The sequence below is a fragment of the Tropicimonas sp. IMCC34011 genome (assembly GCF_003390865.1).
Classification (GTDB): domain Bacteria; phylum Pseudomonadota; class Alphaproteobacteria; order Rhodobacterales; family Rhodobacteraceae; genus Tropicimonas_B.
The window spans coordinates 245362-268536 of the sequence record NZ_QMEJ01000002.1; the positions used below are offsets into that span (position 1 = coordinate 245362).

Consider the following 23175-nt stretch of genomic DNA (forward strand, 5'->3'; position numbering starts at 1 on the left):
TCCGGGGTCAGGCTCCGTTGATCGCGGCAAGCCGCCGCCGCGCCGTCTCGAAGGCCCGGGCCAGCTCGTCTCCACGCTCCGGGGCCGAGCGCCCGGTCTTGACGGTATCGGCCCCCGCCGCCGCGATCCGCGCTTCGATCTGCATCGGGAACGTCACCAGAGACACCTCCCACAGATCGATCTCGCGCAGGACCCGGACGCCGTCCACGTCGCGCTCCGCCCGTGTCGTGCGGTATCCGATGGAAAGGCCCTCGATTGCCCCCGCCGAGAGGAGCGCAGCCGCTTCCCGCGCCCGTGCCACTTCGGGCAGGAGCCGTCCCTGAACGAGAAGCCCCGTCGCATCCTCCCGCACCATGTCCCAGACACCGATGGGCTGTGCCGGGTCGTGCTGCCAGAGCATCTTCACCCGCCGCCCGCTTCGCTCCAGCGCCGCGAGCCCCTTGGCGAACGCGCCTTCGGCCACCCTGTCCCCGCCGCGGTCCTGCCGCCCGAAAAGCGACGCATACCCTGAGATCCGAAGCCCCTCGCCGATCACCGGCCTGTCGCCGAGCACGCAAAACTTGCGCTCCAGCGCGATGCCCTCCGTCCTGTCGCCCGCATCCATCCGCATCTCCCCTCCGCTCAAGTGGCCGCCGCACCCGGCTCTGCGGGCAATCCCAGCAGAACCCGCTTTTCTCCATCCGTGAGGAAGTCCGCCTCGCCGATCCGCCGCCACTGAGCCTCTCGCTCGGCCGAAAGCGCCGGGATCCCGTCGGGATCGGGCCGGAGCTGGGCCGGCTCCCCCGCCCATTCGGACAGCCAGTCCGACAGCCCTGCCAAAACCCGCCCCGCGAGCGGGAGCACCGTGAGCCGGAAGAAGGCCCGGTTCGCCTCCTGATAATTGGCGTAGGTCGCCTCCCCCGGTATCCCGAGCATCATCGGCGGCACGCCGAATGCCGTTGCAATCTCCCGCGCTGCGGCCTCCTTCGTGCGCTGGAACTCCATGTCGGACGGGCTGAACCCCATCGGGCGCCAGTCGAGACCACCCTCCAGCAGCATCGGCCGGCCGGCATTCCTCGCGCCCTGGTGATGCGCTTCGAGCTCCGTCTGCAGGCGCTCATATTGATCCTGCGTCAGATGCCCATGCCCCTCCTCGCCGCGATAGACGATGGCACCGGAGGGGCGCGCAGCGTTGTCGAGGAGCCCCTTCGACCAGGCCGAGGCCGCGTTGTGCACATCGAGCGCCGTTGCCGCGGCCCTGAGCGGAGACAATCCGTAATGATCGTCCTGCGGATGGAAACTCCGGATATGGCAGACGGGCCGCGGCGCGTTCGGTGTCCACTCGAAGCGATGCGTTCTGCTGCCGACGTGGTAATCGAAAGCCTCCGGCCACCCCGTCGTCCCGGGCACCACGCTCATCCGGTCGGACCGCAACACATGCAGCTCGAGCGGCAACGTCGCCTCTTCCGCGCCCGGCACCGCCTCGACATACGCGTTCCCGGTCAGCAGCAATTGCCCGTAGAGCGCCTCCAGAAGCTCGGCCCCGCCCTGCCCCGCATTCGGGCGCCGCATCAGATCAAGGATCGGATGCGTCTCGTAGCGCCGCTCCGCATCCTGGCACAGGACCGGCACCGCCGCCGCCGCTTCCGCGATCAGCTTCACCGCACGGAATGCGATGGGATTTCCCAGAAAACCCGCCCGTGTCAGTGCCGGCACGTCTCGCGACGTCCAGGCCGCCCCACCGACCACCCCCAGCGGCCACCGGGCCGCCCGCGAGGCAGCGGATACCTTGTATTCGGCCGGCTGCGCCCCGCGCCGCCGGATCCTGTCCCAGATCATATGTCGCTCCTTGGCTTGAGGGTCGCTCACAGCGTGCGGATGAGTGGCCTCGACCGGTCGGACGCCGGCCGGATCAAGAGCTCGTGGATCGCCCAGACCAGCGCATCGAGCCGGTCCGGGCTGCCGCTGCCCTCCCAGCCCGCGACCGACATCCGCGTCATCTGGTCCTCGAGCTCCGAGAATTGTCCGACGTGGTGCACGCGCCCCTGCTCGTAGAGCGCGGCGACCGGTTCGGCTCTCGCGCTCTTGCCACGGCTGGCATGAACGGCCCGGAACGGCAGGAGCGGATCGATCCCGTGCATTACGGTCCGCACCATGTCCCCGCCCTGGTTCACCTCCGCCACCAGCCTGTCGGCGCCGTGGCGGCGGAAGGCCGCGATGGCGGCGACGGCCCAGCCGGTGGGCGTCTTGCCCTTGACCGTGCAATCCTCCAGCATGAATGCGCGCCACGTGTGCGGCGGACCCTGCATCTGGACGCCGGCGACGATGATCCCGCAGGCATCGGACCCCGGCCCGCTGCCCGCCGGGGGATCCACCGCGACAACGATCCGGTCAAGAGTGGGCGCCTCAGACATCCGCACCCCGTCGAGCCTCGCATGCGTCCAGAGCGCACCTTCCACCTCCTCCAGGAGCTGCCCGTCAAGCTCCTGACGGCCGAGCCGCGTGCCTGCGTAACGCCGCTCGATCTCCGCCATGAAGGATCTCGCGAGGTACGGCGCGTTCGCCGAGGTCGGCGCGTGGGTCATCACGGTCGACTCGCGTTTCAGTATGTCCCGCAGGACCGGCACGCTCCGCGGTGTCGTGGTCACGCATTGCCGGGGATCGTCCCCCAGCCGAAGCGCGAATTGCAGCATGTCCCAAGCGTCCTCGGCGCGCTTCCATTTCGCAAGCTCGTCCACCCAGGCCCCGTCGAATTGCGGACCCCGCAGAGCTTCGGGGTCATGCGCCGAATAGGCCGTCGCCGTCGCGCCGTTCGGCCAGACGAGGCGTCGCCGCCCTGCCTCCCAGGTCGGCTCCCGGTCATGCGGCGAACAGGCGAAGATCCCGCTCTCGCCGAACACCATGACATCCCGGACCTGATCGAAGGTTTCGCCGATCAGCGCGATGCGCCGGCATGGCCCCGGCGTCTCGGGCTCGGCCCCCTCCACCTGGGCGCGCACCCATTCCGCGCCCGCCCGCGTCTTTCCTGCCCCCCGGCCGCCGAGAATGACCCAGGTTTTCCAGTCCCCCGGTGGCGGCAACTGATGCTCATGTGCCCAGAATTCGAAGACCCACGGCAATCCGCAGATCGCCTCCTGGCTCAGGCTTTCAAGAAATGCCGCTTCCAGGGCGCTCCCCTTTGAGGCGAGCCAGGCGGCGCCCGATCTCCTCTCTGACTTTGGCGAGGTCGATTGTTCCGCAGGTCCCTTCATCCGTTCCCCCCTTGATGCGAGCACCTTGCGCCGCCGTGTATCGCCCCAGTTCATCCAGCAATCCGGCAGCCCGCCGGATCTCGGCGATGGAGCTGCCGAGCCGGCGTGCGCGTTCCGGGTTGCCCGCGTCGATTTCGCGAACGATCTCCGTCAGCTCCTTCGCATGGCTCCTGAACCGGATCGACGCACGTGCGAGTTCTTCGGCCGGATCTTCCGATCCGCCGGTCCCCTCGTCGATATTCAATGGAAAGCTCCCTTCTCGAAGGCGCCGGAGGAGGTGTGCAACAACGAAAAAAGCGGCGAGACCGTCTCCGGTCTGCCGCTTGCCCATGTCGTCCAGCTTGCCCTTGTTCTACCTAAGGGCGTTCGCAAAGTCAAGCACAATCTGAACGTGTGGAAGGAGGGCACCGTACGGTGCCCCCCATGATCGCCCGCGAACCGTGGTCAGTTGGCCGTCCGCTCGGCCTCGATCTGCCGCCAGCGCGCCACGTTCTCGTTGTGCTCGGCCAGCGTCTCCGCGAAGGCATGGCCGCCACTGCCGTCGGCCACGAAGAACACGTAATCGGTGTCTGCCGGGTCCAGCGCCGCCGCGATGCTCTCGCGGCCCGGATTGGCGATCGGCGTCGGCGGAAGCCCTTCGATCACGTAGGTGTTGTACGGCGTCGCCCGGTCCAGCTCGCTCCGGCGAAGCCCGCGTCCAAGCGCACCCTCGCCCTCCGTGATCCCGTAGATCACGGTCGGGTCTGTCTGCAGACGCATCCCCGCTTCGAGCCGGTTGATGAACACGCTCGCCACCTGGCGCCGCTCTTCGGGCACGCCGGTTTCCTTCTCGATGATCGACGCGAGGATCATCGCCTCTTCCGGCGTCTCGAGCGGAAGGCCGTCCACCCGCTCCTGCCACAACTCTTCGAGGATCGTTGCCTGACGCTCTTGCATCGACGCCACGAGCTCAGCGCGATCGGCTCCCGGCTGAACCTCGTAGCTGTAGGGAGCGAGCGAGCCCTCGGGCGGCACGTCTCCGCTCTCCCCGTCGAGGAAATCGGCCCGCTTCAGCGCGTCGATCACCTGCCAGCTCGTCGCCCCTTCGGCCACCGTCACCCGGAACCGCGTGCCGGTGGCGTTCGCCGCCTCGGTATATTCCGCCGGCGTCTCGACGCCTTCGGCTCCGGGGATGAAGTCGGCAACTTCCTCGTAGCGCTGCGTCTCGGGGTCGAGTTCGCGCACGATCATGTCCGCTTCCAGCACGCCGATCCGGAAGTTGATCTCCGTGCCGCAGGTCGACCGACCGCTCTCCGTAACAGCCATGGCAATCTGCTCCATCGAGGCGCCCGGCTCGATCAGGAAGCTCCCGGCCTTCAGAAGGCCTGCCCGATCGGTATAGTTCGCGCCCATCCGGAAGAGCGACGCGCTCGGAACCGCGCCCTGCTCCGCCAGATTGTTGCTGACCCGCAGCATGGAGGAGCCCGGCGGCACCTCGACGCAGATCGCCTCGGTCAGAGGCCCCTCTGAGGTCCAGGACGATTTTGCCCAGGCGATGGCACCCGCAACGGCGAGCAGCAGGATGACGAAGATCGTCAATGCGTTGGAGGCGATGGCTCTGCTCATCAGGTTGCGCGTCCCATCACGAGGCTGGCATTGGTGCCGCCGAAGCCGAAGCTGTTGGACAGGACAGTGTCGATTGTCCGTCTCCGCGCCTCGTTCGGCACGAGGTCGATGGCACTTTCCACGGCAGGCGTGTCGAGGTTGATCGTCGGCGGTGCGATGCCGTCCCGGATCGCAAGGATGCAGAAGATCGCCTCGACCGCGCCAGCGGCCCCGAGAAGATGCCCGATGGCGCTTTTCGTGGAGGACATGGAGGTCGCCCCGGCCGCATCGCCGAGCATCCGTTCGACCGCACCGAGCTCGATCACGTCGGCCATGGTGCTGGTGCCGTGGGCGTTGATGTAATCGATGGCGGAGGGCTCGAGGCCGGCGCTCCGCAGCGCCGCCCGCATGGACCGCTCCGCCCCATCCCCGGTCTCGGACGGCGCGGTGATGTGGTAGGCATCCCCCGACATGCCGTAGCCCAGAACCTCGGCATGGATCGTCGCGCCACGGGCCTTCGCGTGCTCGTACTCCTCGAGCACCACGACGCCCGCCCCCTCGCCCATGACAAAGCCGTCACGGTCGATATCATAGGGGCGGCTGGCCTTCTCGGGCTCGTCTGCCCGCTTGGTCGAAAGCGCCTTGCAGGCATTGAAGCCGGCAATCCCGATCTCGCTGATGGGGCTTTCTGCGCCGCCGGCCACCATCACGTCGGCATCGCCGAGCATGATCAGCCGCGCCGCGTCGCCGATGGCATGCGCACCGGTCGAGCAGGCCGTCACGACGGCATGGTTCGGGCCTTTGAACCCGTAACGGATGGAGACCTGGCCGCTGATGAGATTGATCAGCGCGCCCGGAATGAAGAATGGGGAGACGCGCCGCGCGCCCTTTTCCTTGATCAGAACCGCCGTGTCGGCAATCGAGTTCAAGCCCCCGATACCGGATCCGATCATCACGCCGGTGCGTTCCCGGTCCTCATCGGTCTCGGGGGTCCAACCGGAATCCTCGACCGCTTGCTGCGCCGCCGCCATGCCGTAAAGGATGAAGTCGTCGACCTTCCGACGTTCCTTGGCGGACATCCAGTCATCTGGGTTGAACGAGCCGTCGGAGCCGTCGCCGTACGGGATTTCGCAGGCGTAGGTCGTCGCGAGATGGCTGGCGTCGAAACGAGTGATCGGACCCGCTCCGGACTGCCCCTTGAGAAGCCGCGTCCACGTCTCCTCGACGCCGCAGGCCAGGGGGGTCACCATGCCCAGTCCCGTCACAACTACTCGCCGCATAAGCTCTGCCCCTCTCGGTCTTTATCGGTGATCCGAATACAGGACAGGGGCCGTGATCGGCAAGGCCCGGCGGCGAACCGCCGCCGGACGTGATCGTGCCCCGGATCAGGGGCGTTTGATGTGCGCTTCGATGAACCACATATCCTTGTCGATCTGGCGGGACACCTCGGTCAGCAGATCCTCGGAATCGTCTTCGCCCGCTTCGGAGCAGGTGTCGATCCCCTCGCGGATCACACCGCCCACATAGGAGAAGCGATCGGACAGAGCCTCGACATGGTCGAGCACGTCGACGAGATCCGTCGGGTAGGGTTTCATGCCGACGCCTTCGGCCGTCGTCTCCAGCGTGCCCTTCGCGACGCCGCCGAGGATCTGGATCCGCTCGGCGATGGTGTCGGAGGATTCATGGGTCCGGTCGTAGATGTCATCGAGCAGCTCGTGCACGCCGATGAACTGCGGGCCCTTCATGTTCCAGTGCGCCTGCTTAAGCGCGAGCTTGAGCGCGATGACCTCGGTGAGGCTCGTCTGAAGCGTCTCGATGGCGGTCTTGATGGCGTTGTCGTTCAATCCCTTCACGGGCATTGCGGTACTCCTTCCACAGGCAAGTCTTGACGGTGGAACGAGCCGGTGCCGCGAGGGTTCCGCCATGCCTCCGCATCGCCGCGTCACATGGCTGGTGGGGAGCGACGGAAGCGAAAGGCCGGAACGAAAAACGGCGCCCCCGGGGGAGCGCCGCCAATTGAAGCCGGGGGCCCCGAAGGGCCGGCCTGATCTTACTGGGCTTCCTTGATGAAGCGCACGGCATCGCCGAAGGTCTGGATCGTCTCGGCAGCGTCGTCCGGAATCTCGATGCCGAACTCTTCCTCGAACGCCATGACAAGCTCGACAGTGTCGAGACTGTCGGCGCCAAGGTCGTCGATGAAGGAGGCGCTCTCGGTCACCTTCTCTTCTTCAACGCTCAGGTGCTCGACCACGATCTTGCGCACGCGATCCGCGATGTCGTCGCTCATGTCATTTCCTCGTATCAGGCGGGACATCTGCCCCGGGGATGGTCCGTCCGCCGCGCGGGCGGGCTCTGGCGCCGTACCCGTGAGCGCGGGCGGTCGTCAATATCTATTCCCCCGAAACCCGAAGGTGTCAGGGTGCGCACTCCGATAGCATACCCGGTTTGCGATGCAAACGCTTTGTGCCGCACTTCGCCGTATGCGCCTGGGGCCCGGAACCCCCCTTCCCCAGGGCCGTTCGCCTCCGCAAGAGGGACGAGGATCCGCCATGGACACGCCGATGACTGAGCAAAGCGCCGGACCGAACGACGGACGCCCCCTGCGCATCGCCCTCCTTGCGCATCTGCGCCATCCCATCGCTCCGCCCTTCATGGGCGGCATGGAGGCCCATTCCTGGCACCTGTGCCGCGCCCTCATCGCCCGAGGCCACGATGTGACCCTCTTCGCCTCGGGGGACAGCGACCCCGCTCTGCCCCTCTCGGCGATCTGTGACGTCCATTACGATGCCGTCCTGCCCTGGCGCGACCACCACGGCACGGACCGCCTGAATGCGTGGCTGGATGACGCCCATGCCGCGGCGCTCGAGCGGATCGGGGCCGGCGGCTTCGACGTCGTCCACAACAACGGCCTGCATCGCTACCCGCCCCGCTGGGCGCGCGTCACGCGTCACCCGATGGTGACCTCGCTCCACGTCCCACCCTTCAACCCCCTCGATCGCGTCGCCAGGGATTCGGGCGCGCCCTTCGCCCCCTTCACGATCACCTCGAGGGTCCAGTCAGGGCGCTACTGGCCGGACGGACGACCGGACTGGGCGCATGTGGTCCCGAACGGGATCGATCCCGCGGACTGGCCCTACTCCCCGGTGGGAGACGGTACCGCGGTCTGGTTCGGCCGCATCGCGCCCAACAAGGGCCCCCATCTCGCCGCCGAAGCCGCCCGCATCGCGGGCATCCCGCTCACCCTCTTCGGCGCGATCGAAGACCCTGATTACTTCCAAAGCGCCGTCCGGCCCCATCTCGGCGACGCCGTGCGCTATGGCGGCCACCTGAGCGGCGCGGATCTCGCGCGGAGGATCGGCCGTGCCTCGGTGTGCCTCGCCACGCCCCTCTGGGACGAGCCCTTCGGGCTGACAGCCATCGAATCCCTCGCCTGCGGCACCCCGGTCGCGGCAACGGATATGGGCGCCATGCGAGAGGTTCTCGGCCCCTGCGGCACCTTTGCCCCGCCGGACGATCCCGGCGCCCTCGCCTCGGCCATGACGGCCGCGCTGCGGATCGACCGGGCCGCCTGTCGCGCGCGCGTCGAGGAGCGCTTTACCGCGGAGGCGATGACGCGCGCCTACGAGCGCCTCTATCGGTCCGCGATCGCCGCCCGCCACGCGGGCTGGCCGGACGCCACCTTCCCACCTTGCGAACTTCGCCCCGCCCTCGCGGCGCAGCGCGGGATGGTCGCCCGCCGGGGCGCTGCCCCGGACCCCGGGGTATTTGCCGAAAAGTGAAACGGGCGCAGCGCCCTGCCCCTTGGCTCCGCCCGAGGATTTTCCGGCGGTGGAGAGACTTCCCATCACGCCGCGGAAAGGCGCAGGATCCATCGGAATTCTCGCTTGCGCTCCCCGGCAAAATCGCTATCACGGCTCGGCGTCGGGCTATGGCGCAGCCTGGTAGCGCGTCCGTCTGGGGGACGGAAGGTCGCAGGTTCGAGTCCTGCTAGCCCGACCAATTCGAACGCCCGCGCCGGAAGGCGGCGGGCGTTTCGCTTTCGGGGGAGGCGGCGCATGACGATCTCTGACGGCACGGGCGTCCTGCCCGGACAGGCGATCGAGGCGATGGCGGCGCGCCGCGAGATCCGCGCGCCCGAGCCTTTCGCAGAGGGTCAGATCCAGCCTGCCAGCCTCGATCTGCGCCTCGGGACCCGCGCCTACCGCGTCCGCGCGTCCTTCCTGCCCGGACGGGGACGCAGCGTCGCGGAGCGGCTGGCCGACTTCACCATGCACGAGATGGACCTGACCGGCGGCGCGATCCTGGAAAAGGGATGCGTCTACGTCGTTCCCCTGATGGAGAGCCTGTCCCTTCCCGCCGGCCTGTCCGCCGTCACCAATGCGAAAAGCTCGACCGGCCGTCTCGATCTTCTGACCCGAACCATCGCCGATTGCGGCACCGAGTTCGACCGGATCCCGGAGGACTATAGCGGTCCGCTTTACGCCGAGATCTGTCCCCGCTCCTTCTCAGTCCTCGCAACGCCCGGACTTCGCCTCAACCAGATCCGCTTCCGGCGCGGCGAGGCGAAGCTGGACGACAACGCTCTGCGCGCCCTCCACGCGTCCGACCGGCTCGTGACCGGCGAGGCGACCATCGACGAGGGTCTTGCCTTCTCGGTCGACCTGTCCCCCGAGGCGGGCGAGATTTCCGGCTGGCGCGCCAAGCCCCATGCCGGGGTGATCGACCTGTCCCGGACGGGCGCCTACGACGCCTCGGACTTCTGGGAACCGGTCCGCGCCGATCGGGGCGGGATCATCCTCGATCCGGGCGCCTTCTACGTCCTAGTCTCCCGCGAGGCGGTGCACATTCCGCCCGGCTATGCCGCCGAGATGGCCCCCTACATCGCCATGGTCGGCGAATTCCGCGTGCACTATGCCGGCTTCTTCGATCCGGGCTTCGGTCATGCCGCCGCTGGCGGCGCCGGCGCACGCGGGGTGCTCGAAGTCCGCTGCCACGAGAGCCCCTTCGCGCTCGAGCACGGACAGGTCGTCGGGCGGCTGATCTACGAACGCATGACAGAGCCGCCACGGACGCTCTACGGCTCCGGCATCGCTTCGAACTATCAGGGTCAGGGCCTGAAGCTCTCCAAGCACTTCCGGCCGGCCTGAGACGTCACCGGCTCGGCGACAGCCGCCCGGCCAGGGCGATCATCAGCAGCGCCAGTACGGCCAGGAGACCGAGCGCCACGCGCAGCGAAGTCAGCCCCGCAATGGCGCCGAGGAGCGGTGGCCCCATGAGTATCGCGCCATAGCCCAGCGTCGCCACCGCCGCGAGGCCGCGCCCGGGGGAAACCTCGGGATCGTTCGCCGCGCGGGAATAGACCAGCGGCACCACGACGGCATACCCCACGCCCAGAAGCGCGAAGCCGGCGAGGATCGGGGCCACGCTCGACGACGAGACGGTCAGGAGAGCGCCACAGAGCGCCGCGATCCCGGAAAACCGAGCGGCGCGCACCGCCCCGAGCAGAGCGGTGATGCGATCCCCGAAGAGGCGGAGCGTCACCATCACCACCGAATAGGTCGCGTAGCCAAGCGCCGCGACACCCTCGTCTGCCCCCGCACTTTCCACGAGATAGACCGCGCTCCAATCCGCCATCGCGCCCTCGCCGACGGAGCCTGCGAGCGCGATCAGGCCGACGGCGAAGAGCGCGCCGGTCGGAAAGACGAAGAGCGGCGTTCCCTTCTGAGAGCGGGTAGCCTCCGCCTCCCAGGGTACGACGGACATCGAGAGGCAGAGGACGGCGAGCGCGAGGCCCGCGATCCAGAAATGCGGACCGGGCCCGAGGCCCATCTCGACGGCGCCGTAACCGGACGCGGCGCCGAGCCCTGCCCCGACCGACCAGAGCGCATGGAAGGAGGACATCATCGGCCGGCGCGCCCGGCGCTCTACCTCCGCGGCAAAGGCGTTCATGGAGACGTCGAGCCCGCCATGGCCCGCCCCGAAGACCAGAAGGACAAGGCCGAGCGTCCAGACGTTCGGCATCAGCGGAAGGGCCAGAAGGGCCGCGGCATACATCGCGCCGAGCCAGCGGGACACGGGAACGGCGCCGATGGAGTCGGAGGCGCGCCCGGCGACGGGAAAGGACAGGATCGCCCCGATTCCCATGCACAGGAGCAGCAGGCCGAGGACCGAGGGACTGAGCTCGTGCCGCGCCACGAAGGCCGGCACGCGGGAGGCCCAGATCCCGAACAGCCCCCCGTTGAGCAGGAAGAAGGCTGAAACGGCAACGCGGGGCGTGCGCAGGCGCGCCACGCGGCTGGCTGGCAGGTCGCTCATACCGGCCGGGTCAGAAGCGGCCGAAGCGCCTGAAGACGCGCATCGCCTGCTGCGCCCCCTTGCCCATCGATTTCTGCTGCTGTCTCCGGCGCTGCGCCTGCGCGCGCTCCTCGGGGGTCATGTCCGCGTTCGGGCGCTTGGAGCCCTCGCCCATCTTTCGGATCCCGTGGCGGACACCCTGATTGACGCCCTGACGGATCAGCGTGCGGACGATCATGCTGACGATGCTCATGTCTGCTCTCCCTGCTCGAACATCTCGGATTGCCCCGCGTCCTCGCCGGCCTCCTCGTCCGCGCCGCCCGGCATCGGACGACTGTCCAGAAGCCCCGCGGCGCGCAGCTCCCTGAGGCCAGGAAGATCTTTGGAACTCTCGAGTCCGAAATGATCCAGAAACTCCGTCGTGACAACATAGGTCACGGGCCGGCCCGGAGTCTCCCGCCGCTTGCCGAACCGGATCCATTCCAGTTCCATGAGCTGGTCCACGGTTCCGCGGGAGACGGACACACCGCGGATCTCCTCGATCTCCGCCCGCGTCACCGGCTGGTGGTAGGCGACGATCGCCAGGGTCTCGATCGCCGCGCGGGAGAGCTTGCGCGTCTCCGTCGTTTCCCGCCGCATCAGGAACCCCAGATCCGGCGCCGTCCGCAAGGCCCAGGCCTCCCCCACGCGGACGAGATGGACGCCCCGCCCCTTGTAGAGCTCCCTCAGCCGCCGAAGCGCGGCGGCGCTGTCCGAGCCGTGGGGCAGTCGGGCGTTCAACTCAGCAACGGTCACCGGCTCGGCGGAGGCGAATAGCACGGCCTCGACCATGCGGTCCTGCTCGGCCTCGGCCGGCGCTTCGAACAGTTCCTCTTCCAGCCTCTCATCGCTCATCGCGGCCCTCCGAACGTCTGATCTGAATGGGGGCGAACGTCTCCGTCTGCCGCAGGGAGATCCTTCCGGCCTTCGCCAGTTCCAGCGAGGCGGCGAAGGTCGCCGCCGTGGCGGAGCGGCGTCGGGCGGGCTCGCTCTCCCAGCCGTCGGGAAGGTACGACAGAAGGTCCGTCCACTCGCCCGCAAAGCCGACGAGGCCCCTCAGCCGGTCCAGCGCCTCCTCCATCGTGTAGACGCTTTCGCGGTCCATGACGTAGGGCCGGAACTCGTCCCGGGTGCGGATCCGGGCATAGGCTCGCATCAGGTCCATCAGGCTCGCCGTGTACCGGACGTTGCGCACGCGCTCCACGGTTTCGGGCACGCCGCGGGCGAAGAAGTCCTGCCCCTTGCGGTCCCGCCCCATGAGGCGGGCGGCGGCGTCCCGCATCGCCTGCAGGCGTTCGAGCTGGAAGGCGAGATGCGCCGCGAGCTCCTCGCCGGACGGCTCCTCCGCCTGCGGATCGGGCGGCAGTAGCAGGCGCGACTTGAGAAAGGCGAGCCAGGCGGCCATCACGAGATAGTCGGCCGCCAGCTCGATCCTGAGGCGTTTGGCTTCCTCGACGAAGGCGAGATACTGGCGCGCGAGCTGCAGCACCGAGACCTTGCGCAGATCGACCTTCTGCGTCCGGCCGAGCATGAGCAGGACGTCGAGCGGGCCCTCGAACCCGTCCACGTCGACGATGAGCGCCTCTGCTGCGACGCGGTCGGCGACGCTCTGAACCTCGCCCGCATCGTCTGCTGCGTCCTCGCGAGCGGCCTCGACGTCCCGGCCACCGACGAGGCGCACGGGCGTCTCAGCCATCGCCGGCCATCCCGCCGAGCGCGCGGAGCTCCTCCTCCGCCTCGGCGATGTCCAGATCCTCCGGCGTCCGCCGGGCGGCAATCGCCGCATCGGCCCGCCGCGCCGCTGCTCCCCAGAGGGTGCCGGAGCCGGCCACAACCTGCTCCATCTCCGCCATTTCGCCATTGCAGTGCAGGACCACGTCGCAGCCCGCCGCGATGCTGTCCTCGGCCCGCGCGGCCATCGGCCCGTGCAGCGCCTGCATGGAAATGTCGTCGGTCATCAGAAGACCCTCGATCCCGATCCCGTCGCGGATGTGGCGGATCATGCGGGGCGAGGTGGTCGCAGGACGATCCGCGTCGAAGGCGGAATAGACGATATGTGCGGTCATCGCGAGCGGCAGATCCCCGAGCGGGCGGAAGGCGGCAAAATCCTGCGCTTCCAGCTCGTCCTTGCTCGCCCGTACAACCGGCAGTTCAAGGTGGCTGTCCGCCCGCGCGCGGCCGTGACCCGGAACGTGCTTGAGAACCGGCAGGACGCCCCCCGCCATCAGCCCCTCGGCGACAGCCCGCGCCCGACGCGCCACGACGCCCGGCTCGCTACCGTAGCACCGGTTCTTCAGGAAAAGGTGCGTGGCCTCTTCGGCGACATCGGCCATCGGCGCGCAATTGGCGTCGATCCCGAGATCCCGAAGCTCGGCGGCGATGAGGCGGTAACGCAGGAACAGCGCACGGGCCGCGTCCGACGCCGCCTCGGCATGATCAAGGGGCGCGGGCCACGCCCGGCCGAGCGGCGGTGCAAGACGGTGGACGCGCCCGCCCTCCTGATCGATGAGGATCGGCGCCTCGCGCCCCACCGCCTCCCTCAGGTCGGCGCAGAGCGCGCGGAGCTGCTCGGCATCGCCCACGTTTCGGGAAAAGAGGATGAAGCCCCAGGGGGCCGCCTCCCGGAAGAAGGCGGCCTCCGCTTGAGAGAGCTGCTGGCCTGCGCAGCCGAGGATGGTGGCGCCGGTCTCACTCACGACGAGGCGAACCCGGTGCCCGACATCATCGCGCGACGACCGGGATGCACTCGGCCTGCTCGGCCACGAGTGCAGCGCAGAACCGGCGCGCATCCGCGAGGTTCTCGAACCCGACGGCCCGCAGGCGCCAGAACGGACGGCCGCCCGCCTCGGCTTGACGGATGAGCTGCTGCTTGTCGCTGAAGAGCGCGCCGAACCGGCCCGTCGCATCGGCCCAGGCAGCGCGCGCTTCCTCCTCGGAGGGGAACGCCCCGAGCTGCACGAGGCGGGTGCCCGGCGCGACCGTCGCGGGATCGGCGATCGCCGGTGCGGAGGTGTCCCGCGCGCTGGCGACGGCATCGGCGATGGCGGTCGGGGAATTCGACGCGATGCGAACCGAGGGGCGCTTCGCCGGACGCGGAGAAACGGACACGCCCTCCCCCGCCAGCGCGGCGAGAACAGCCATGTCGGTATCCGTCGCGGCCATGAAGCCAGCCTCTTCCTCGCCTTCGGCGGGCAGGTCCATCGACTCCCCGGCAAGGCGCTCCTCGTCGGTCTTCGCCGGCTGTCCGCCCATGTCGTCCAGCGTCAGGCCCCGCATCAGCGGCTCGGCGAGCTTCTCGGCCCCTTCCGCCCCGAGGGAGGCAAGCTGGATCGGCTCAGGCTTCGGCGCGCCGCCGATGTTGAGGGACGCGTTGACGATCTGGCTCGATCCGGCGCCCTCCGCCCCGGACGCGGCAAGGCTCCCGCCGGGCAGATCCTCGGAAGCGAGGTCCACCGGCTGCGGCGCAAGCGTCACGCGGTCGGAGGACTGGGCGGTGTTCCCCTCGGCCTGCACGCGGTTCACGGAGAGCCCCTCGTGCGAGGCGATGAGCCCGCCCGGATCCTCCGGCGCGGAGCGCATCGGCCCTTCGATGGCACGGACGACGGGAACGCCGGTCACGTCCCGCATGACCTGCTTGTACCCCCAGAGACCCAGGCCCGCGACCAGCGCCAGCGAAGCGATTGCGCCGGTGACATGCACCGCCATCGCACCGCGGGACGGCTCGGCCGCGGCGTAGGCGGCGGTGTTGTCCGTCTCGTAGCCGTGATCGCCCGGGTGCCCGGCGCTCGTGTGATACGTCATGCTTTGCCTCTATCCCTTTCGGACCGAGGCCGGATCTGCCTTCTGAAGAGGCGGCTGCCGGCTCGGCCTTCGATACCTGCTCTAGAGCCCCGACCGGCGCGCCAGTTCGCGTCAGCGCATCTCGTCTGCCGGGGTCACGCCAAGGATACCCAGACCGTTCGCGATCACAACCGCATTGGCGCGCGCGAGGGCAATTTTCGCGCGTGTTGTATCGGGGTCACCCTCCTGCAGGAAGCGCAGCGAATGATCCTCGTTGCCCCGATTCCAGAGCGCGTGGAATTGGCCTGCGAGATCATAGAGATAGAAGGCGATCCTGTGAGGCTCGTGGGTCCGTGCGGCGATCTCCACGATGCGCGGCCATTCGCCGAGCTTCGCCGCAAGCGCCGCCTCGGCCGGATGGGCGTTGACGGACAGATCCGCGGCCGCGAGCGCCTCGTCCCCGAGACCCTCGATCCCCGCCTCCTCCGCCTTGCGCAGGACCGAACAGATCCGCGCATGGGCATACTGGACGTAGAAGACGGCGTTGTCCTTGGACTGCTCCATCACCTTGTCGAAGTCGAATTCGAGGGGCGCGTCGTTCTTCCGCGTCAGCATCACGAACCGCGCGACGTCCGGCCCGACCTGCTCGACCACGTCGCGCAGGCCGACGAACGTCCCGGACCGTTTGGACATCTTGAAGTCCTTGCCGTCCTTGATGAGCCGCACGAGCTGGATCAGCTTCACGTCGAGCGGCACCTGCCCCTCGGACAAGGCCGAGACCGCCGCCTTCATCCGCTTGACGTAGCCGCCGTGATCGGCGCCGAGCACGTCGACGAGCTGATCGTAGCCGCGCTCGATCTTGTCGTAGTGATAGGCGATGTCCGGCGCGAAATAGGTCCACGAGCCATCGGACTTGCGGATCGGCCGGTCCACGTCGTCACCGTGCTCGGTGGAGCGGAAGAGCGTCTGCTCCCGCGGCTCCCAGTCCTCGGGCACCTTGCCCTTCGGCGGCTCGAGCACGCCGTCGTAGATCAGACCCTTGCCGCTCAGCCAGTCGATGGCCTTCTCGATCTTGCCGGTGCCGTAGAGCGACTTCTCCGAGAAGAAGTGATCGAACGACACGCCGAGGGAGGCGAGGTCCGACCGGATCCGCTCCATCATGGCGTCGGTCGCGAAATTGCGGACCTTCTCCAGCCAGAAATGTTCGGGCGTGCCGACGAAGGCATCGCCGACCTCGTCGCGGAGCGCCTCGCCAACGGGCACGAGGTAGTCGCCGGGATAGGTCCCCTCCTCGAAGGCGACCTCCTGCCCGTGCGCTTCGAGATACCGAAGGTACACCGAGCGGGCGAGCACATCGACCTGCGCGCCGCCGTCGTTGATGTAATATTCCCGCGTGACGTCGTAGCCGGCATAGTCCAGGAGACCCGCCAGCGCATCGCCGAACACGGCGCCCCGCGCATGGCCCACATGCATCGGCCCGGTGGGATTGGCGGAGACGAACTCGATGTTGACCTTCGTGCCGCTGCCCATGTCCGACTTGCCGTAATCCGGTCCCGCCTCCAGGATCGCGCGGGTCAGCTCCGCCCAGGAGGAGGCCGCGAGGCGCAGGTTGAGAAAGCCCGGGCCCGCGATGTCTGCGGTCTCGATCCGGGGATCGGCGAGAAGCTTCGGCGCCAGCGCCTCGGCGATGTCCCGCGGCTTGAGGCCCGCGGGCTTTGCGAGCACCATCGCGGCATTCGTCGCCATGTCGCCATGCGCGACATCGCGCGGCGGCTCCACCGCGACGGCGCCGAAATCCAGGCCATCGGGCAGGACTCCCTCCCGGACGAGCGTGTCGAGCTCGGCGATGACGAGCGTGCGGATATCGGCGTAGAGGTTCATCGGTCCCATCCCGGATTGGCAGGAGGCCGGTGTAGCACCTCGCCCCTTGGCGTCAACGCCCGCGAGGCTGCGGCGGGCCGCCGGGACGAAGCCTGCAATTATCTCGGAACTGCCCCCCGGTCCTTTTGTTATGGATCGGCGGAGGTTCCCCCGAACACGGCACCTTTCCGCATGGATATCCATGGCATTGGAGCCCTCCCACATGTCCGACACGCGCGAAGACCGGCAACGCGACGATACCGTTCACTACGATGGCGCAGCGGGCGGCTGGGGGAGCATGCGCGGCATCAAAGAGATCGCCCGCGCCGCAAAGCCGGATCCCGCCTTCGCCGACACGCTCCGCCGCCAGAACAAGCCCGGCGGGCACATGTGCACCTCCTGCGCCTGGACGAAGCCGGCACAACCGCACGCCTTCGAGTTCTGCGAGAACGGCGCAAAGGCGACGATTTGGGATCTGACGACGCGGCGCGCCGGGCCGGACTTCTTCGCCAGCCACACGCTTACGGACCTGCGCGCCCGCCCCGATTACGAGCTTGAGATCGAGGGGCGGCTCACGCACCCGATGCGCTACGATGCCGGCTCGGACAAGTACGTGCCGGTGTCCTGGGACGAAGCGTTCGCCGGGATCGGCGAGCGTCTCCGCCGCCTCGACCCCGCATCCGCCGTCTTCTACGCATCGGGCCGCGCCTCGCTCGAGACCTCCTACCTCTACGCCCTCTTCGCGCGGCTCTACGGCCACAACAACCTGCCCGACAGCTCGAACATGTGTCACGAGACCACGAGCGTCGGCCTGAAGAAGGTGATCGGATCGCCGGTCGGGACCTGCGTCCTCGAGGACTTCGATCATTGCGACATGATCCTGTTCTTCGGCCAGAACACCGGCACGAACAGCCCGCGCTTCCTGCACCCACTGAAGGACGCCGTGGATCGCGGCTGCCGCATCGTGACCTTCAACCCGGTGCGCGAAACCGGCCTCGTCAAGTTCGCCGATCCGCAGAATCCGTGGCAGATGACGGCCGGCAGCCCCACGGACATCTCGGAGCATTACCTGCAGGTCCGCCCCGGCGGGGATATCGGCGCGATCGCCGGCATCATAAAGCGCGTTTTCGAGCGGGAGGACGAGCGCGGCGACGTGCTCGACCGGGCCTTTATCGCCGAGCACACCCATGACTTCGAGACGTTCGAGGCGGCCATGCGCGCCGTCGACTGGTCGCTCATCGAGCGCGTCTCGGGCCTGTCCCGCGCGGCCCTCGAGCAGGTCGGCGACATCTACGTGGCCTCGCGGAACGTCATCGGCATCTACGGCATGGGCCTCACCCAGCACGTCCATGGCTCGCAGAGCATCGGCATGCTCGTGAACCTCCTCCTCCTGCGCGGCAACATGGGCCGCAAGGGCGCCGGGATCAGCCCGGTGCGCGGACATTCCAACGTGCAGGGCCAGCGCACCGTCGGCATCAGCGAAAAGCCCGAGCTCGTCCCGATGGACAAGATCGCGCAGATGTTCGACTTCGAGCCGCCGATGGAGACGGGCCGGACGACCGTTGAGGTCGTCGAGGGCGTTCTGGACGGCAGCGTAAAGGCCTTCGTCTCGCTCGGCGGCAACTTCGCCCGGGCCATTCCCGACACCGACCGCGCGGAGGAAAGCTGGACCCGTCTCGACGTCAACGTCCAGATCGCCACCAAGCTCAACCGGTCCCACCTTCTCGCCTGCCCGAACACATGGCTTCTGCCTTGCCTCGTGCGCGCCGAGGAGGATGTTCAAGCGACCGGCCCGCAGGCCGTGACGATGGAGGACAGCCTCTCCCACGTCCATGGCTCCCGCGGGCGCCGCACCCCGGCGGCGGACACGCTGAAATCCGAGGTCGCCATCGTCGCCGGCATCGCCAAGGCGACGCTGGCGCCTAATCCGAAGGTTCGCTGGGACGACTGGACCGGCGACTACGCCCTGATCCGTGACCTGATCGCCGAAACCTACCCGGACGAGTTCCACGACTTCAACGCGCGCATGTTCGAAGCGGGGGGCTTCTATCGTGGCAACCCGGTGCGCGATCTCGAATGGAAGACGGAGAGCGGGAAGGCCGAGTTCACCACTCCGGACGACGCGCTCAGCGCCCTGGGGCATGTTCCGGGCGAGGCGGAGTTCACCCTCATCACCCTGCGCTCCAACGACCAGTTCAACACCACGATCTACGGCTTCTCGGACCGCCTCCGTGGGATCGAGGGCAAGCGGGACGTGGTCCTGATGGCGCCCGAGGAGATCGAGAAGGCCGGCCTGCGCGCGGGCCAGCGCGTCACCCTTCACACCGTTCACGATGACGGTCACGAGCGCAGCGTGGGCGGGCTCGAGGTCGTGGCCTACGACCTGCCGCTGCATTGCGTCGGCGCCTATTATCCGGAGGTGAACGGACTGATCCCGCTGGACTATCATGACGAATTGTCGAAAACTCCGGCCTACAAGGGGGCCGCCGTCCGTATCGAGGCCTGATCCAGCTCCAGACGCGATTTTCCCGCAATGCCGCCCAGACGTACCGTTGCCGCGCTTGCCGCCATTGGGCTCCCCGGCCTGGCTGAAGCGGCGGGCGCTCTCAGTCCGAACGGGCCCGTCGCTGAGGCTCAGCTGGGCATTCTTCTGACCGCCCTCGGGCTCATGGCGATTGTCGTCCTGCCGGTCTGGCTCCTCGCGGCCGTCTTTGTCCTGCGCTATCGCAGTACGGCGGGGCAGACCTATCGTCCCGAGGAAGATTTCGATCTCAAGGTGGACCTCGTCATCTGGGCGGTCCCCGCCCTGATCGTCATTGCCATCGGCACCATCGTCTGGACACGGACCCACCAGCTGGACCCCTATGCGCAGATCGCCCCCGGCGACAGCCTGCGCATCGAAGCCGTCGCGCTCGACTGGAAATGGCTCTTCATCTATCCCGATCTCGGCATCGCCACCGTCAACGAGCTCGCCCTGCCGGCCGGCACCAATGCGGAGATCGCCCTGACCTCCGACACCGTCATCAATTCCCTCATCGTCCCCGGCCTCGCCGGCCAGATCATGGCGATGGCGGGAATGCGGACCGAGCTCAACGTGGTCGCGGACGCCCCCGCCCTGATGTGGGGGCGAAACACCCAGTACAGCGGGGAGGGCTTCGCGGATCAGGAGTTCCGCGTGCCCGTCACCACCCCTGAGGATTTTGCCGCCTGGGCCGAGACCGCGCGCCGCGAACGGCCCCTCGACCGCGCCGCCTATTGCAACCTTGCGACCGAAGGGGCGACAAGCGAGCCCCGTCGCTACTCCGCTCCGGAGGGCGGCCTCTTCAAGGCGATCATGATGCAGTACATGGACCAGGATCGAGGGCGCCTATGCTCGGACGACTGAGCTGGGACGCGTCCCCCTTCTACGGGGTGATCCCGGCCATCGCCGCCTCGGTGGTCGTTCTCGCCGCGATAGGCACCATCGTCCTTCTGACCGTCATGCGCCGCTGGCGCTGGCTCTGGTCGGAGTGGCTGACGAGCCTCGATCACAAGAAGATCGGGATCATGTACGTCGTCCTTGCGGCAATCATGCTTGCGCGCGCTTTCATCGAAGCGGGGCTCATGCGCACGCAACAGGCCCTGGGCGCTGGCGCCGGAGATGTCGGGCCGGTCGGCGCCGAGCACTTCGCGCAACTCTTCTCGACGCACGGGACGATCATGATCTTCTTCGTGCTGATGCCCTTCATGACCGGGCTCATCAACTTCGCCATGCCGCTGCAGATCGGCGCGCGGGACATGACGTTCCCCTGGATGAATTCCATCGCCCTCATGCTGACGATCGGCGGCGCCGGTCTCGTCATGGCGAGCCTCGTCATCGGCAAGTTCTCGACCGGTGGCTGGACCGGCTATCCCAACTTCACCGGGGCCGAAGTCAATCCGGGCGTCGGGCCCGATTACTGGATCTGGGCGCTGACCCTCGGCGGCGCGGGGTCGACACTCACCGGCATCAATATCGTCGCCACCATATGGAAGGAGCGCACCACAGGCCTCGATCACCTGATGTGGATGCCGCTGTTCTGCTGGACGTCGCTCTGCACCGCGCTTCTGATGATCTTCGCCTTTCCCGCCCTGACCGTCGCCACGGTGATGCTCTGGCTCGACCGGACCTTCGGCTTCCATTTCTTCACGCAAGGCGATGGCGGCAACATGATGCAGTACGTGAACCTCTTCTGGATGTGGGGGCATCCCGAGGTCTACATCCTCATCCTGCCGGCCTTCGGCGTCTATTCCGAGGTCATCGGCACGTTCAGCTCCAAGAAGCTGTTCGGCTATACCTCGCTCGTCTGGGCGACGATGGCGATCGCCGTGCTCTCCTTCACCGTCTGGCTGCACCACTTCTTCACCATGGGCGCATCGGCCAACGTCAACGCCATCTTCGGCATCGCCACGATGGTCATCGCCGTGCCGACCGGGGTGAAGGTCTACGACTGGCTTCTGACCATGCGCCACGGGCGGCTGCGCTTCGACGTGCCGATGCTCTACGCGGTCGGCTTCATAGTCACCTTCGTGGTCGGAGGCGTCACCGGCGTTCTGATGGCGATTCCGCCCTTTGACTACGTCGTGCACAACTCGACCTTCCTCGTCGCCCATTTCCACAACATGGTCATCCCCGGCTCCCTCTTCGGGATGATGGCGGGCGCGACTTTCTGGTTTCCCAAGGCCTTCGGCTTCCGGCTGGACGAGACATGGGGCCGCCGCGGGTTCTGGTTCTGGATCGTCGGCTTCTACCTCGCCTTCATGCCGCTCTACGTGCTCGGCCTCTTCGGCATGTCCCGCCGGATGGCGACGTACCTGCATCCCGAATGGCAGCCCTGGCTGATAGCGGCCTGGGCCGGAGCAGGGCTCGTCGGCTGCGGCCTGATCTGCCAGGCGATCATGCTCTACGTCTCGATCCGGGACCGGGAGCGACTGAGAGACATCACCGGCGATGCGTGGGACGGACGGACGCTGGAATGGCTCGCCCCGTCCCCACCTCCCGAATGGAACTTCGGCGCCCGGCCGGTCGTCACCGGCCGGGACGAGTTTGGGGAGCGCAAGCTGAACGACGAGGCCTACCCCGTTCCCGACCGCACCGCCTACCGCGACATCGAGATACCGGCCAATGCCGCGACCGCACCCCTCATCGGGATCTTCGCCTTCCTCCTCGCCTTCGCGGCAATCTGGTGGATGTGGTGGCTGGTTTGGATCTCGGCCGGCGCGATTTTCCTTCTGGTCCTCTGGCGCTCGATGCGGTTCGACCTGCATCGTCAGGTTTCTGCCGAAACCCTCTACCAGGCCGACATGGCGCACCGTCGCACGATACTTGCCCATGCAAATGGCGATATCGGCAGCGGCGCGCCCATGCGCCATGCCCGGGGAACCGAGGGCTATCTCGCCAAGGAACGTCGCGAGAGGGAGGGCCAGGCATGACGGACACGACGACGGATTCGCAGGGCGTCCGCCCGCATGCCGGCATTCCGCTCGAGCATCCGGACGCCGAAACCGCCCATGCCACCGAGCGGGCGGTCTTCGGCTTCTGGATCTTCCTGATGAGCGACCTCGTCGTGTTCGCGCTTCTCCTCGCGACCTACGCCGTCCTTCTGAAGGGCAACTCGTCCGCGCCCGGCCCTGCCGAGGTCATCGAGCTGGCCTACGCCTTTCCGGAAACCCTGCTCCTTCTGACATCGACCTTGACGCTGACCTTCGCGACCGTCGCCCTCCGCGAGGACCGGGCGCGCGGCGTCTATGGCTGGACCTTCCTCTCTCTCGCCCTCGGCGCGGGATTCCTCGCGCTCGAGGGCGCCGAGTTCGCCGGACTGATCAACAAAGGGCACGTCCCGCAGGTGAACGGGTTCCTCTCGGGCTACTGGCTCGCCATCGGCACGCACGGCCTCCACGTCGCGATCGGCGTGGTCTGGGGCCTGATCCTGATCGCGCAGTTCTGGATCTACGGGTTCTGCCCCGCGATCCGCTCCCGCCTCGTCCGCTTCTCGCTCTACTGGCACATGCTGGACGTGGTCTGGATCGCGATCTTCACCGTGATCTACCTGCCCGGGTCGCTCGTCTCATGAGGCGCGTCGATGCCATCCACCTCGCGGGCTACGCCGCGTCCCTCGCGCTCACGCTGGCGGCCTTCGGGATCGCGAAGTTCGGCTGGCTCGACGGAACGATTGCCCTCGTCGCCATCGGCCTCGCCGGGCTCGTGCAGGCGGCGATCCACCTGCGCGCCTTCCTTCACCTCGACTTCAAGGGCTCACAGCGGGAGGACCTGCAGCTCCTGCTCTTCGCGGCGGTCCTGATCGCGATCATGGTGGGCGGCAGCCTCTGGATCATGTTCGACCTCGGCCACCGCATGATGTGATCCCGG

At 67.8% G+C, this 23175-nt stretch carries 22 protein-coding genes and 1 tRNA gene; 8 read left to right on the forward strand and 15 right to left on the reverse strand.

Features of this window, described 5'->3' with window-relative positions:
* Positions 1–7 precede the first annotated feature (7 nt).
* The 8 genes from DQG15_RS07535 to DQG15_RS07570 form a co-directional block, all read right to left on the reverse strand.
* Positions 8–610 carry an HK97 family phage prohead protease gene (locus DQG15_RS07535; protein WP_116084124.1) on the reverse strand — a complete coding sequence of 201 codons (603 nt, stop codon included), beginning with the start codon at positions 608–610 and terminating at the stop codon, positions 8–10.
* An 11-nt stretch (positions 611–621) separates the two neighbouring features.
* On the reverse strand, positions 622–1818 hold the full coding sequence (locus DQG15_RS07540) for a phage portal protein (protein ID WP_116084125.1): 1197 nt from the start codon (positions 1816–1818) through the stop codon (positions 622–624).
* 26 nt (positions 1819–1844) lie between these two features.
* Positions 1845–3230, reverse strand: coding sequence for a DNA-packaging protein (locus tag DQG15_RS07545; RefSeq protein WP_116084705.1), 1386 nt, complete (start codon positions 3228–3230; stop codon positions 1845–1847).
* Complete coding sequence (locus DQG15_RS18390; protein ID WP_232830756.1) at positions 3127–3561, reverse strand: hypothetical protein; 435 nt, start codon at positions 3559–3561, stop codon at positions 3127–3129. The genes DQG15_RS07545 and DQG15_RS18390 overlap by 104 nt, the downstream gene beginning before the upstream one ends.
* 113 nt (positions 3562–3674) lie before the next feature.
* Entirely contained in the window at positions 3675–4835 is a 1161-nt protein-coding gene (gene mltG, locus DQG15_RS07555) for an endolytic transglycosylase MltG (protein ID WP_116084128.1), read from the reverse strand.
* Entirely contained in the window at positions 4835–6094 is a 1260-nt protein-coding gene (fabF, locus tag DQG15_RS07560) for a beta-ketoacyl-ACP synthase II (protein ID WP_116084130.1), read from the reverse strand. Before fabF ends, mltG begins: the two co-directional genes overlap by 1 nt.
* A gap of 105 nt (positions 6095–6199) precedes the next feature.
* Complete coding sequence (gene dps, locus DQG15_RS07565; protein WP_116084131.1) at positions 6200–6673, reverse strand: DNA starvation/stationary phase protection protein Dps; 474 nt, start codon at positions 6671–6673, stop codon at positions 6200–6202.
* A gap of 191 nt (positions 6674–6864) precedes the next feature.
* Positions 6865–7101, reverse strand: a complete 237-nt coding sequence (locus DQG15_RS07570) for an acyl carrier protein (RefSeq protein WP_116084133.1) — start codon at positions 7099–7101, stop codon at positions 6865–6867.
* A gap of 274 nt (positions 7102–7375) precedes the next feature.
* On the opposite strand from DQG15_RS07570, the gene DQG15_RS07575 reads away from it, so the two are divergent.
* The 3 genes from DQG15_RS07575 to DQG15_RS07585 all read left to right on the forward strand — a co-directional run bounded on the left by DQG15_RS07575 (position 7376) and on the right by DQG15_RS07585 (position 9961).
* A complete protein-coding gene (locus DQG15_RS07575; protein ID WP_232830757.1) occupies positions 7376–8593 on the forward strand; it encodes a glycosyltransferase family 4 protein in 1218 nt (405 codons plus the stop codon).
* Between the two features lie 143 nt (positions 8594–8736).
* Positions 8737–8813: transfer RNA gene (locus DQG15_RS07580), tRNA-Pro, on the forward strand.
* A gap of 56 nt (positions 8814–8869) precedes the next feature.
* Positions 8870–9961, forward strand: coding sequence for a 2'-deoxycytidine 5'-triphosphate deaminase (locus tag DQG15_RS07585; protein ID WP_116084135.1), 1092 nt, complete (start codon positions 8870–8872; stop codon positions 9959–9961).
* 4 nt (positions 9962–9965) lie between these two features.
* On the opposite strand, the gene DQG15_RS07590 is transcribed toward DQG15_RS07585, so the two are convergent.
* The 7 genes from DQG15_RS07590 to argS all read right to left on the reverse strand — a co-directional run bounded on the left by DQG15_RS07590 (position 9966) and on the right by argS (position 16808).
* The gene (locus DQG15_RS07590; RefSeq protein ID WP_116084136.1) at positions 9966–11129 is read right to left on the reverse strand and encodes an MFS transporter; all 1164 of its coding nucleotides are present in this window, start codon (positions 11127–11129) and stop codon (positions 9966–9968) included.
* A 10-nt stretch (positions 11130–11139) separates the two neighbouring features.
* Positions 11140–11361 (reverse strand): hypothetical protein, encoded by a 222-nt coding sequence (locus DQG15_RS07595; protein WP_116084138.1) that lies wholly within the window; start codon positions 11359–11361, stop codon positions 11140–11142.
* Positions 11358–12002 (reverse strand): SMC-Scp complex subunit ScpB, encoded by a 645-nt coding sequence (scpB, locus tag DQG15_RS07600; RefSeq protein WP_116084140.1) that lies wholly within the window; start codon positions 12000–12002, stop codon positions 11358–11360. Before scpB ends, DQG15_RS07595 begins: the two co-directional genes overlap by 4 nt.
* Complete coding sequence (locus DQG15_RS07605; RefSeq protein ID WP_116084141.1) at positions 11992–12843, reverse strand: ScpA family protein; 852 nt, start codon at positions 12841–12843, stop codon at positions 11992–11994. Before DQG15_RS07605 ends, scpB begins: the two co-directional genes overlap by 11 nt.
* Positions 12836–13843, reverse strand: coding sequence for a glycoside hydrolase family 3 N-terminal domain-containing protein (locus DQG15_RS07610; RefSeq protein ID WP_232830758.1), 1008 nt, complete (start codon positions 13841–13843; stop codon positions 12836–12838). Before DQG15_RS07610 ends, DQG15_RS07605 begins: the two co-directional genes overlap by 8 nt.
* A 25-nt stretch (positions 13844–13868) precedes the next feature.
* Positions 13869–14948, reverse strand: a complete 1080-nt coding sequence (locus DQG15_RS07615) for an SPOR domain-containing protein (protein WP_116084144.1) — start codon at positions 14946–14948, stop codon at positions 13869–13871.
* Positions 14949–15059: 111 nt separating this feature from the next.
* Positions 15060–16808, reverse strand: coding sequence for an arginine--tRNA ligase (gene argS, locus DQG15_RS07620; protein WP_116084146.1), 1749 nt, complete (start codon positions 16806–16808; stop codon positions 15060–15062).
* 202 nt (positions 16809–17010) lie between these two features.
* On the opposite strand from argS, the gene DQG15_RS07625 reads away from it, so the two are divergent.
* The 5 genes from DQG15_RS07625 to DQG15_RS07645 are packed head-to-tail and all read left to right on the forward strand — an operon-like array spanning position 17011 to position 23169.
* Positions 17011–19293, forward strand: coding sequence for an FdhF/YdeP family oxidoreductase (locus DQG15_RS07625; protein WP_116084147.1), 2283 nt, complete (start codon positions 17011–17013; stop codon positions 19291–19293).
* 27 nt (positions 19294–19320) lie between these two features.
* Positions 19321–20172 carry a COX aromatic rich motif-containing protein gene (locus DQG15_RS07630; protein WP_116084149.1) on the forward strand — a complete coding sequence of 284 codons (852 nt, stop codon included), beginning with the start codon at positions 19321–19323 and terminating at the stop codon, positions 20170–20172.
* Positions 20157–22238 carry a cbb3-type cytochrome c oxidase subunit I gene (locus DQG15_RS07635; protein WP_116084150.1) on the forward strand — a complete coding sequence of 694 codons (2082 nt, stop codon included), beginning with the start codon at positions 20157–20159 and terminating at the stop codon, positions 22236–22238. The genes DQG15_RS07630 and DQG15_RS07635 overlap by 16 nt, the downstream gene beginning before the upstream one ends.
* Positions 22235–22879 carry a cytochrome c oxidase subunit 3 gene (locus tag DQG15_RS07640; protein ID WP_116084152.1) on the forward strand — a complete coding sequence of 215 codons (645 nt, stop codon included), beginning with the start codon at positions 22235–22237 and terminating at the stop codon, positions 22877–22879. Before DQG15_RS07635 ends, DQG15_RS07640 begins: the two co-directional genes overlap by 4 nt.
* A complete protein-coding gene (locus tag DQG15_RS07645; protein ID WP_116084154.1) occupies positions 22876–23169 on the forward strand; it encodes a cytochrome o ubiquinol/quinol oxidase subunit IV in 294 nt (97 codons plus the stop codon). The genes DQG15_RS07640 and DQG15_RS07645 overlap by 4 nt, the downstream gene beginning before the upstream one ends.
* Positions 23170–23175 lie beyond the last annotated feature (6 nt).